Source organism: Ruegeria sp. D4 (assembly GCF_056534475.1).
Map to the genome: position 1 here is coordinate 153,677 of NZ_JBQFPJ010000001.1, position 12,329 is coordinate 166,005.

At 59.2% G+C, this 12,329-nt stretch carries 8 protein-coding genes; 5 read left to right on the top strand and 3 right to left on the bottom strand.

Translation table 11 applies throughout. The features are described from left to right. Window position 1: 1 nt before the first annotated feature. Window positions 2-3,799: an efflux RND transporter permease subunit gene (locus ACR0MI_RS00780; protein WP_170816606.1), complete on the bottom strand. Its 3,798-nt coding sequence runs from the start codon at window positions 3,797-3,799 to the stop codon at window positions 2-4. Then, entirely contained in the window at window positions 3,796-5,028 is a 1,233-nt protein-coding gene (locus tag ACR0MI_RS00785; protein WP_480853388.1) for an efflux RND transporter periplasmic adaptor subunit, read from the bottom strand. The genes ACR0MI_RS00780 and ACR0MI_RS00785 overlap by 4 nt, the downstream gene beginning before the upstream one ends. A 226-nt stretch (window positions 5,029-5,254) precedes the next feature. Here ACR0MI_RS00785 and ACR0MI_RS00790 point away from each other — a divergent pair, with 226 nt between their 5' ends. The 5 genes from ACR0MI_RS00790 (at window position 5,255) to ACR0MI_RS00810 (ending at window position 10,903) form a co-directional block, all read left to right on the top strand. Continuing rightward, window positions 5,255-5,926 (top strand): hypothetical protein, encoded by a 672-nt coding sequence (locus tag ACR0MI_RS00790; protein ID WP_170610170.1) that lies wholly within the window; start codon window positions 5,255-5,257, stop codon window positions 5,924-5,926. A gap of 45 nt (window positions 5,927-5,971) precedes the next feature. Beyond that, window positions 5,972-7,294, top strand: a complete 1,323-nt coding sequence (locus ACR0MI_RS00795; RefSeq protein ID WP_170610172.1) for a PQQ-like beta-propeller repeat protein — start codon at window positions 5,972-5,974, stop codon at window positions 7,292-7,294. 49 nt (window positions 7,295-7,343) lie between these two features. Then, window positions 7,344-8,807: a ribosome biogenesis GTPase Der gene (der, locus tag ACR0MI_RS00800; protein WP_170610174.1), complete on the top strand. Its 1,464-nt coding sequence runs from the start codon at window positions 7,344-7,346 to the stop codon at window positions 8,805-8,807. 433 nt (window positions 8,808-9,240) lie between these two features. Beyond that, a complete protein-coding gene (locus ACR0MI_RS00805; RefSeq protein ID WP_170816605.1) occupies window positions 9,241-10,227 on the top strand; it encodes a fatty acid desaturase in 987 nt (328 codons plus the stop codon). Window positions 10,228-10,318: 91 nt separating this feature from the next. Then, window positions 10,319-10,903 (top strand): helix-hairpin-helix domain-containing protein, encoded by a 585-nt coding sequence (locus ACR0MI_RS00810; RefSeq protein WP_170610178.1) that lies wholly within the window; start codon window positions 10,319-10,321, stop codon window positions 10,901-10,903. Between the two features lie 64 nt (window positions 10,904-10,967). On the opposite strand, the gene serS is transcribed toward ACR0MI_RS00810, so the two are convergent. Continuing rightward, window positions 10,968-12,260: a serine--tRNA ligase gene (gene serS, locus ACR0MI_RS00815; RefSeq protein WP_170816604.1), complete on the bottom strand. Its 1,293-nt coding sequence runs from the start codon at window positions 12,258-12,260 to the stop codon at window positions 10,968-10,970. Window positions 12,261-12,329: the final 69 nt, after the last annotated feature.

The following is a 12,329-nucleotide window of genomic DNA, read 5'->3' on the forward strand; positions in this document are numbered from 1 at the left end:
TTTATTCTGCTGCTTTCAGAGGCGGATTGGGTGGTTGATCCGACGCCTGGTCCGGTTTGGCCACGGACAGAGCGTCTGTGACCTCATCGTCCTCCCAGATAACCTCGGTCGCCTGCGCTTTTCGCGCCGCCCGTCCAATGGCCATATCCTGTGCCAGCCGGCTGGCGCGGCCTGCCGAGGCGCGGGCCAGTGCCTTGCCCAGCCAGATTGTGTAGGTCGCCACCCAGACTCGCAGCGCCAACAGCGATGGTGTCACGATCAGTGTCAGTACGGTCGCGATACCCAGGCCAAAGACAACCGCAGTGGCAAGCTGTTTCCACCACAGGGCGGTGGGGCTATCGATGGAATAACCGCCGTTGATGAAGTCCAGCGACAGACCGAACATCATCGGTGTCAGACCCGCCATCGTGGTCAAAGTGGTCAGCAGAACCGGACGAATGCGCGCCTCGGCCGTTCGGACGATGGCCTCGATCCGGGGCATGTAGCGGCTGTATTCCTGATAAGTGTCGATCAGAACGATGTTGTTGTTCACCACGATCCCGGCCAGCGCCACGATGCCCGTCCCGGTCATGATGATCGAGAACGGCTGTTGCATGATCATCATTCCGATCAGCACCCCGGTTGTGGATAGAACAACCGCCAGCAGCACCAGCACCGAGTTGTAGAACGAATTGAACTGCGCCAGCAGGATCACGAACATCAATCCCAGCGCACCCATGAATGCATTCACAAGGAAGGCGCCGGATTCTTCCTGTTCCTCCTGGTCGCCGGTCCATTCCCAGCTGACCGCTTTCGAGAAAGGTCCAGTATCCAACCACTCCGTCAGGACGGCAATCCGTTCATTGGGGTTGATCAGTGAGAGCTGCGCGTCGCCATCCTCGATCGCCGACCGGATATCCTCGGCGCTCTGGCTGCCGGTCAGCTCGACAATCTCATACGCCTCACCATCGGGGCTGGTCAGGGTCGCGCCCTTAGGCTCCGCGCCTTCCGCAACCGCTCGGACAACGGCCAGCCTTTGTTCTGTGCCGTCCGCGTCGGTGATAACGACTTTGCTCAGCCCCGGTTCTACGTCCGCTTTGATGTCGTAATACCGCTCCTGATTGATGCGGTTGATCTCGGCCAGTTTTTCAACCGGCTTGCGGGTTACGAAATTCGATAGTGGCACCAGACCATCCGAAGTGCGGACCTTCAGCGAATCCAGCGTGGAAAGAACGCGGTCTTCTTCGGGCAAGCGCACACGAATCTCGACCTCTTCATCGGTATTGTCCGGGCGCATCTCACCCAGCAGGATACCGCGTGTCACCAGTTGCACCATCGCTCCCACAGTCGCCACATCGGCCCCGAAGCGGCCCGCCTTGGCCACGTCTACGTCGATCTGCCAGTCAATGCCGGGCAGGGGCAGGGTGTCTTCGATCCTGACCAGACCGGGGGTGGTGTCGAACGCCTCGCGCGCGGACAGGGTTGCTGAGGTCAACTCCTCCCAATTGTTGCCCTTGATGCGCAGATGCACCGGTTTGGCCGAGGCCGGACCCTGATCCAGCGGCTGAAGCTCGACGATGATGCCGGGCAGTTTGGCCAGATTTGCGGTCAGTTCCTCAAGCACCCTATCGCCGTCGTATTTGGGGTCGATGAAATGACGGTCAAACAGCCCGCCAAGGATCGGCTCTGACACGTTCGGGCGGTCTTCCCACGGGATGATTTCGAATTGCACACGGCCAACGGTGTCGCCGGGGGCCTGCGCGCCACCGGTGTTCTGGTTCAGCCCACCTTCACCGGCAAAGGCGAAGACGTTGATAACAGCCGGGTGCGCGCTGATGGTCTGTTCAGCGGCCAGAACAATTGCGTCTTTTTCCGCCAGAGACAGGTTGCCACGGGCGCGGACATAGGCGGTGGCCTGTTCGGGCTCAGTCTCAACAAAAAACTCGACGCCGCGGTTGTTGTTCGAAAAGGCCGTCATCACAGATACAACGGCAAAGCCGATCACCGCGATCGAGACGATCGGCATGATCGGATTTCCAACGAGGAATTTCACCATATAGCCAAAGACCGTGTGTTCCTTGGCCGTGTGCACATGGTCGTCTTCGCGGCGTTCGATCTTTGCCGCGCTCAGCGTGACCGACCCTGCAAAGGCGCCCGTCAGAAACAGAAACGCGCCGAACAAACTGCCTGCTGTACCACCGATTGGAAACAGATAGGTCGGGTTCAGAACCTGCATCGCACCCAGGAAAATCAGGTAAAGCGATGGCGGAACCAATAGGGCGCGTACCCACCAGCGGGTTCGCGCGCGCAGCCAGTTCGACGTGCGGTCAAAAGTCCGGCTCAAACGGCCCGAAACACCGCCCATCACGGGCAGATAGATCAGCGCTACAATCAGCGAGGATGACAGAACGAAGATCAGCGTGATCGGCAGCATCTTCATGAACTCGCCCGGAACGCCAGGCCAGAACAGCATGGGCAGAAACGCACAAAGCGTGGTCGCCGTCGATGATACGATGGGCCAGAACATCCGCTGTGCCGCCTCGACATAGGCGTGCATCGGGCCGACGCCTTCCTTGATGCGCTTGTCAGCGTATTCGACCACCACGATGGCCCCGTCGACCAGCATCCCGACCGCAAGGATCAGGCCGAACATCACCATGTTCGAAATGCTGACGCCCATCATGGCCAGGAAGGCAAAGCACAACAGGAACGAGGTCGGAATCGCAAAACCCACCAACAGCGCGGCACGTGTACCCAGCGACGCCAGCACAACGATCATCACCAGCGCAACGGCCGTCAGGACGGAACCTTCAAGCTGGCTTACCATCGAGCCGACGATACGGCTCTGGTCATTCGACGTGCCGACATCGACTGCTGCCGCCAGTTCCGGTGGCCAGATCTTCTGAGCCTCGGCAACGACCTTTTTGACCTCGTTGACCGTGTCGATGACGTTAAAGCCTTTGCGCTTTACCACTTGCAGGGCAACGGTGGCCTCACCATCGAACCGGGCAGTGCCTTCACGGTCTTCAAAGGTGTAATTGATCTGCGCCAGTTCGCCCAACGTGACAACGCGGTCGCCATTGACCTTGACCGGCAGCCCGTAAACATCCTGCGCCGTCTTGAAGGACGAAGGGATTTTGACCGAGAATGTGCCTTGCGCCGTCTCGACCTCACCAGCAGCGATCAGCTGGTTGTTGTTCTGCACAACGTTGATCAGTTCTGCGGCGGTGACGTTGTATGCCTCAAGCCGCAATGGGTCGATCACCACTTCAAGCAGTTCGTCCCGATTGCCGGCAATCCCGGCTTCCAGAACGGAATCCAGTGCTTCAAGATCGTCCTGCAGGTCTTTGGCAACACGGGCCATTGTGCGTTCGGGAACCGCGCCGGTCAGGTTGACGATGACGATTGGAAATTCGGAGAAGTTGATCTCGTTCAGCGAATACTGCTCGGCACCTTCAGGGAAATCTGCCTGCGCGCTGTTCATCGCGTCGCGGACATCGGCAGTGATCGCGGTCTTGTCCCAGCCGAAGTCGAATTCAAGTGCAATCCCGGCATAGCCTTCTGCGGCGGTGGCGGTCATTTCCTTCAGACCGTCCAGATCCGCCAGTTCGGTTTCCATGGGCTTGATCAGCAGGTTTTCGGAATCTTCGGCCGAAATGCCGGGAAACGAAACCGAGACGAACAGGGCCGGGATTTCGATATCCGGCTCGCCTTCTTTTGGCAGGCTGACATAAGCAAACCCGCCAACCATCAACGAGATCGCGATGAAGGCCAGGACCATTCGGGCCCTGTCGGCGGCCCAACTGACAATACCCGTCATTGCGACAATTCCCGGTAGGTCGGCGCAACACTGACGCCTTGGGTCACGAATTCCTGCCCGACGACAATGATATCCACCGTTTCAGGCAATCCGTCGATCCAGACACCGCTTGAGGTGTCACGCAGCAGATGAACAGGCATGAAGTCGACTACATTGCCCGCTGCAATTGTGCGAACCCCCAATTGGCCTTCATTGTTCAGCGTCAATGCGGATTGCGGCAGCAGGTGCGCCTTGGCGCCTTCGGCTGCGATGCGAATGTCAGCGGTCTGGCCGTCGCGGATGGCCAGTTCCGAGTTCGGAACGGTGATCTCAACCTCGAAGGTCCGGGTGGTTTCATCGGCGGAACGGCTGAGGAACGTCACACGGCCCGTAACCTCAAGACCGGTCACCAGTTTGGCCGAAGCCTCGGACCCCACAATGATCCGGTTCACTTCGGTCTCGGGAACAAAACCCACCAGCTTGATCGGATCCAGCTGAATGACGGTTGCACAAAGCGATCCTGGCTGCATCAGGCTGCCCAATTCCGCCGTGTCGCTTTCCAGCACGCCACGGAACGGCGCTTCGATGGTGAGGCGGTCAATCTCGCGCTGGGCCGCTTTCACCTCGGCCGCGGCAGCTTCGATACCGGCGCGAGTGGCCTCCAGACCCGCTTCGGCCGATTTCACACCTGCTTCAGCGGTGCTCATGGCGGCCTCGCTGGAGATCCGACGTGTTTCCGACCCAAAACCCGTTTCAGACAGCTTACGCGCCGCTTTCAGGTTGATCTCGGCCTCGGCCACGCGCGCATGTGCTTCGGCAAGCCGGGCCTCGGCTTCAGGGATACGGCTTTCGGCCTCAAGCTTGCCCGCCATCGCTTCGGCCAGGCTGGCCGGGCGGGTGCCAGGGTCGAGTTCGCACAAAAGATCTCCGGCCTCGACAAAAGTGCCCTTGCGCTTGGGTTCCGACACTACGGTCGATATCGTTTCGGCCAGCACTTCGACCTGACGGTTCGCCTTGGTCTGGCCACGCAACAACACTGCGCTGTCGATCTCGCGCGCCGATGACCGCAAGGCGACGACCTTGATTGCATCCGGATTTTGGGCAGCTTCCGCGCCCTCACCACCTTCAGCGGCTTGTGCTTCCGTTACGTCATCTTTTCCAGCAAAGGCGAACAGGGCGTCCCTTTCGAACACCAAAAAGTATAATGCAACAATTACCAAAAGTGCGTTTGCGAATGAAATCAATCGCATGCAGAAATTCTCCTAGGATTCATTGCCAGATTTTCACTGGCGCTTATGCCTCAAAATGGGGTCCGGCATAGGCCATTTCCATACTGAACTGAATAGTTCGGTTTAGTTTTTTTCGCAAGGGCGCACTAAGCTGGTGAAAATGTGCGAAATCGGACCCTTGGCTTGGACGTGGTGCCGGGGTATGACATGGCGCTAATATGACAGGACACTAAGCCTGGGGGCAGGGATGAGCGACGTCGACAGTTTCATTGATGAGGTGACAGAAGAGGTGCGCCGCGACCGGCTGTATCTGCTTTTGCGCCGCTGGGGCTGGGTGGGCATTGCGGCGGTTGTACTTATTGTAGGCGGGGCCGCTTTCAACGAATATCGTAAAGCCAGCATCACAAGTCAGGCTCAGGCGCTGGGCGATGAAATTCTTGCGGCGCTGTCGCAAGATGATTCCGCCGAACGTGCCGCCGGTCTAAGCGGGATACAAACGCAATCTCCGGGTGGGGACGCAGTTCTGAAAATGCTGCTGTCCGCATCGCAGAACGAGGCCGGTTCGGCGCAGGATGCCGTGACCAGCCTGAACGCGGTTGCGACGCAAGCTGATCTGCCCGAAATCTATCGCGCCATCGCGAGCTTCAAGGCGTTGTTGTTGCAAAGCGAGACCCTTTCGGCGGACGAGCGTCGCCTGCAATTCGAGGCACTGGCCACGCCCGGTGCGCCGCTGCGCCTGTTGGCAGAAGAACAGCTTGCGCTGATTGATGTCGCCGAGGGCAACACCGCCGCCGCGATCGATCGTCTGCAAGCGCTGCGGCAGGATGCCGAAGTTGGTGTCGATCTGCAACAGCGTGCGACCCAGCTGATCGTGGCACTTGGGGGCGAACCGGAACAACTGGTCGCCCAGCAAGGCTGATTGAGACAGCGAAACAAGAATGACGACAGGCGAGTTCGGAACATCATGGTAACGAGACTATTCCCCCGCATTGGACTGCCATTGGCGGCGATTGCCCTGACGACGCTTGCGGCCTGTCAGGAACCCGAAGTCATTCTGCCCGGTGAGCGCGAAGACATCCGTCCTGCGTCCGATACCGAAACTGTTGAAACCCGTGGGTCCAAACCAATCAGCCTGCCGGGGCAGACATCGAACGCCAATTGGGCGCAAAGTCCGGGCACAGCCGCTTTCCGAACCACAAACGCTGCGCTCAGCTCAGCACCGCAGCGCATCTGGTCCACTTCGATTGGCGAAGGCGATTCCCGTAAGAAACGGATTACAGCGGAACCGGTTGTTGCAGGCGGGCTGATTTATACCCTTGATTCCGGAGCCACAGTATCGGCCGTTACACCTCAGGGGCAGGTCGCCTGGAGCACCAACCTTATCCCTCCAAGCGACGGCGATTCCGACGCGACAGGTGGCGGAATGGCCTATGCCGACGGGGTTTTGTACGTCTCATCCGGGTTTGGTCGCCTCACGGCGCTGGATGCCAAGACCGGCGCGCAACGCTGGCAAAAACGGCTGAACGCAACCGGCAGCGGTGCGCCGCTGGTGAAAGACGGGTTGCTTTACGTCGTCGCCGGGGATGAGACCGGCTGGGCTGTGAATACCAAGGATGGTCGTATTGCTTGGCAGGTCGAAGGAACACCCAGCGTTGGGAACGTGCTTGGGGCGCCGTCGCCCGCGCTGACTTCGGACCTCGCGGTTTTTGCCTTCGGGTCCGGCGATATTGCCGCGACGTTCCGCAGGGGCGGCATCCGCCGCTGGAACGCTTCCGTCGCGGGCGGACGTCGTGGTCGCGCGGCGGCCAGGATCGTTGATGTCACCGGGGGGCCAATGGTAACCGGGGACACGATCTACATTGGCAACCACTCGGGCCGGACCGTGGCACTGGAAGGTGGGTCCGGAGAACGTAAATGGACCGCCAACGAAGGTGCGGTTGATACGGTCTGGCCGGTCGGAAACAGCGTCTTCCTGATCAGCGACCGCAGCCAGTTGGTGCGACTGAACGCAACAGACGGATCGGTGATCTGGGCGCAGGACCTGCCCGGCTTTGTCAAGGACAAGCCCGGACGGCGCGGGGCGATCTTTGCGCACTATGGTCCGATCCTTGCAGGCGGGCGCATCGTTGTGGCCTCAAATGACGGGTATGTGCGCTTTTACAGCCCGGTTGACGGAACCCTGGTTCACCGGATCGAAGTCCCCGGCGGGGCGACCGCGTCGCCCGTTGTTGCGGGGCGCACGTTGTATATCGTGTCCACCAAAGGTGCACTGCACGCTTTCCGTTGACGGCAAGATGCGCTAAAGGGCGCATCTTGAGTCTTGAAAGTTGAGTATCATGTCGCTGACCCTCGCTATCGTGGGGCGCCCGAATGTGGGCAAATCCACACTGTTCAACCGCCTTGTGGGCAAGCGCCTGGCCCTGGTCGACGATCAGCCCGGCGTGACACGTGACCTGCGCGAAGGCGAAGGGCGGCTTGGCGATCTGCGATTCACCGTGATCGATACGGCGGGTCTTGAGGATGCAACGGATGACAGTCTGCAGGGGCGGATGCGCCGCTTGACCGAGCGCGCGGTGGACATGGCCGATGTCTGCCTGTTCATGATCGATGCGCGTGTGGGGCTGACCCCCACGGACGAGATGTTCGCGGAAATCCTGCGCAAACGATCCAAACATGTGATCCTTGCGGCCAACAAGGCCGAAGGGAACGCGGCGGATGCCGGCGTGCTTGAGGCTTATAATCTGGGTTTGGGAGAGCCCGTGCGCCTGTCGGGCGAGCATGGCGAAGGAATGACCGACCTTTACGCCCACCTCATGCCTCTGGCGGACGCGATGGCAGAACAACAGGCCGATGAGACGCCTGTGACAGATGTGGAACTGGACGAAGAGGGCGAAGGCGAAGCGCGCCTGATCACCGATGCGAAACCGCTTCAGGTCGCTGTTGTCGGTCGTCCAAACGCCGGAAAATCCACCCTGATCAACAAGATTATGGGCGAAGATCGTCTGTTGACAGGTCCCGAAGCCGGGATTACCCGCGATGCCATCAGCTTGCGGATCGACTGGGCCGATCCCGATGGCAACAGCACGCCGATGCGGATTTTCGACACCGCCGGCATGCGCAAGAAGGCCAAGGTGCAGGAGAAGCTGGAAAAGCTGTCCGTTTCGGACGGGCTGCGCGCGGTCAAGTTTGCCGAGGTCGTGGTGGTTCTGCTGGACGCGGCCATACCGTTTGAACAACAAGACCTGCGCATCGCCGATCTGGCCGAACGCGAAGGCCGTGCCGTGGTCGTCGCGGTCAATAAATGGGACATCGAAGAGGAAAAGCAAGAAAAACTGCGCGATCTGAAAGAATCCTTTGAACGGCTGTTACCCCAGTTGCGCGGTGCCCCGCTGATCACCGTTTCAGCGAAAACGGGCAGGGGGCTTGAGCGTCTTCGTGCCGCCATCCTGCGCGCTCATGACGTCTGGAATCGCCGTGTGCCGACCGCAGCCCTGAACCGCTGGCTGGCAGCCATGCTGGAACAGCACCCGCCGCCGGCACCGCAGGGACGTCGGATCAAGCTGCGCTATATGACCCAGGCCAAGACCCGCCCGCCTGGGTTCGTGGTCATGTGCTCGCACCCGGACAAGATGCCGGACAGTTATTCGCGGTATCTGGTGAACGGGTTGCGTGAGGATTTCGACATGCCCGGCACACCGATCCGGCTGACCCTGCGAGGGCAAGGGGACAAGAACCCGTACAAGGGGCGGCGCAAGAAAAACGCCGGGGCCCTGGCAAAGCACCTGAAGGGGCGGGGCTGATCTTTGGGTCAGGTCCGGCTGACGCAGCCGGACCCGATCATGGATTTTGATATGTGCTCGATTCCAAAGACTCGGTACGCTTCGGCCGGTTCATGAAAATTGCGAAGCACGCGGCCCCGATTTTCGGTCAATCGCGAACATGAGTCAAAAAAGATAAGAATATCGCGATATTTGTACGTACTGGCGCCGTCAGTTTTGATCTTGAGAATGCGAGACAAAGGTGCCGTGGGGTCAATCTCGGCGCCGGTGACGGAACAGCTTGGCAAAGACTTGAGCGGATTTCCCCGATCACTTGGACAATGTCTGAAAGAAAATGCTATCTATGCCATTGTTGGAGCATAACAATTACCCGCGCCGGTCTTGCTTTGAGACTATTCGTGTATAATCTGACGATGAACGTTCACACCGGCCAACAGAGGAAAGTGGGGCGGTTATGGATCTCAGGGAATATACCCGCCGATATGCGGTTCAGGACAATCGGCTTGCCAGCCTGAGCTATTTTGGGACTTTTGCGGTGTATTTCACATCGCTGGCTTTGGCGATCATCTTCGTGGACCGGTGGTATGTCATGGTCCCGGCCGGCATTGTTTTCGCATTTTCGGCAGTGCGCCTTTACGTGTTGCAGCACGATTGCGGCCATCATTCCCTGTTTGAGACGCGTCAACAGAACGAATGGGCGGGGCATGGCTTGTCACCCTTCACCTTTGCACCTTTCGAGGTGATGAAGCAGAACCACAATCTGCACCACGCCGGTATCGGCAATCTGGAACATCGTGAGACCGGTGAAATTCACACCATGACGCTGCGCGAATGGCAGCGCGCAGACTGGAAATCCCGTCTGTTCTACAGGCTTTATCGCAATCCGTTCATCCTCGTGCCGGTTGGTGCGCTGTTCACCTACTTCATTCGCTATCGCTGGCCCAAGAACACCGTGCGATTTGGGGCAGGTGGGGTGCTGTTGCACAATCTGTCGATCATCGTGTTTCTGGGTTTGCTTTATTATGTGGCCGGGACAACGGGGATTCTGGTCTGGTTGGTTTTTTCGTTGTTGGGCGGAATGCTGGGGGTGTTTCTTGTGTATCTTCAGCATAACTTTGAAGACACATACTGGGATCGCCGCCCGGATCTGGACCCACAGGTTGCCGCTTTGCAGGGTTCTTCAGCGCTGGACTTCGGCTGGTGGTTCGACAATGCGGTCGCCTGCATCACGCTGCATGATATCCACCATTTCAACGCGCGCATCCCGTCCTATCGACTGCGCGCCTGCCACTATAACCTGCCGCCTGAATTCACCCCGCGGCGGATCAAGTTTCGCGAGGCGGTGGCAGCACTGAACCTGAAGCTCTGGGATGAGGATGCTAAACGCCTTGTTCCGTTCCCCAGGAAGTCCACGACAGGCGATCTGGCTCATAGCGGCTAACATCATGCGGTGAGCCAAGCTATCAGGGGGTTGGGGGGATGTACATCCGACGTATATATGTATTCGAGCGACGAATTGGAAAGGACCAGTAATGACCGCAGTGACCAACATAAAAGGTGCGGGCCAAGCGCTTGCAAAATCGTTGAGCGACAATGGATTCAAAACTGCGGAAGCCATCGCCAAGGCAAACGCCGCTGATCTGGTCAAAATCCCGCGCATTGGTGCATCACGTGCGCAAACACTGATCGCAGCCGCCAAGGAAGCTGTTGCCAAGCCAACTGGGACCAAGCCGACGTCCCGGCGCGCACCGGCCCGAAAACCTGCGGCCCGCAAAACCGTAGCTGCGGCTGCCGCTGAAAAGCGGGCAAAAGAAGAGGCGCGCAAGGCGGCCGAAGAAAAAGCTGCGAAGGAACAGGCAGCAGCCAAAGCCCAGAAAAAGGCCAAAGCCAAGGCCAAAGCCGAAAAAGCCGCCAAGAAGCGGCGCGAGATGGAGGCGGCCTTTTCCGAGGCGAAAGATAAAGTGAAGGCCAAGTCCAAAAAGGCCAAACAGAAGGCCAAGTCCAAAAAGGACAAGGCGAAGAAAGACGTTGCCAAGAAGTCAGGCAAAGACGCCGCCAAGAAGTCCGGCAAAAAAGAGGGAAAAAAGAAGAAGGACAAAAAAAAGGCGAAGAAGTAGTCCCTCTCCGCCTCGACTTGTTTCGAAAACCGGCACCGTTTCAGACGGTTGCCGGTTCTTTGTTTCAGGCCAGCGTGCCGTCCGTCTGCAAAGTCAGCTTGCCGCCCAGATAGGGGGCCAGGACATCCGGAATGGTGACGGTTCCGTCTTCATTCTGACCGTTTTCCAGGACGGCAATCAGGCAGCGCCCAACCGCAAGACCCGAGCCGTTCAGGGTGTGAACATATTCCGGCTTGCCGCCGCCTTCGGGGCGGAAACGCGCGTTCATGCGGCGGGCCTGAAAGGCCCCTGTTGTCGAAACCGAACTGATCTCGCGGTATGCATCCTGCCCGGGCAGCCATGCCTCGATGTCGTAGGTCCGGCGCGCGCCGAAGCCCATGTCACCCGTGCACAGAACCACAGTGCGATAGGGGATGCCCAATTGCTCCAGCAAATCCTCGGCGCAGCGCAGCATGCGCTTTTGCTCGTCATCCGAGTTGTCGGGATGGGTGATCGAGACCATCTCGACTTTTTCGAACTGGTGCTGCCGCAGCATGCCTGCCGTGTCCTTTCCCGCGCTTCCGGCTTCGGACCGGAAACAGGCGGTGTGCGCGGTCATGCGGATGGGCAGGGCGCTTTCTTCCAGAATGTCACCGGCGACGGAATAGGTCAGCGTAACCTCGGATGTCGGAATAAGCCACCAGCCATTGGTGGTCTGATAGCTGTCCTCGCCGAACTTGGGCAGCTTGTCGGTGCCATACATCGCCTCGTCCCGCACCAGAACCGGCGTCTGCATTTCCGTCAGGCCATTCTTGTCGATATGCGTGTCCAGCATGAACTGCGCCAGTGCGCGATGAATGCGGGCGACGCCTTTCGACAGGTTCACGAACCGGCTGCCGCTGGTTTTGGCGGCGGTTTCAAAGTCCATCGCCGCGGCAACGGAAGGGATTTCGTAGTGCTCTTTGGGTTCGAATGCGAAATTACGCGGAGCACCCCAGCGATTGACCTCGACATTTTCGTTTTCATCCGCGCCTTGCGGCACGTCGTCGGCAGGGACGTTGGCAATGCGCGCCAACTGGTCGGTCAGCATGGCGTCCAGATCCTTGGCTTCGGTCTGCATCCGGGCGATCTCGGCTTTTTTCTCGGCCACCAGTGCGCGCAGACGCTCGAACTCGGTTTCGTCGCCGCGCGCCTTGGCGGCGCCGACTTCTTTGCTGGCCTTGTTCTGCTCGGCCTGAGCGGTCTCGGCGGCAAGTATCTTGGCGCGGCGGCTTTCATCCAGCCTGAGCAGGTCCGACGACACCGGCGCGTCCCCACGGCGCGCAAGGGCGGCGTCGAAGGCGGCTGGGTTTTCGCGAATGGCGCGGATGTCGTGCATTGTTCAGATCCTTGAATACGTGAATCACTGGAACCGCTTATGCACTATCTCGCGGGGAGGGTGTAGCCG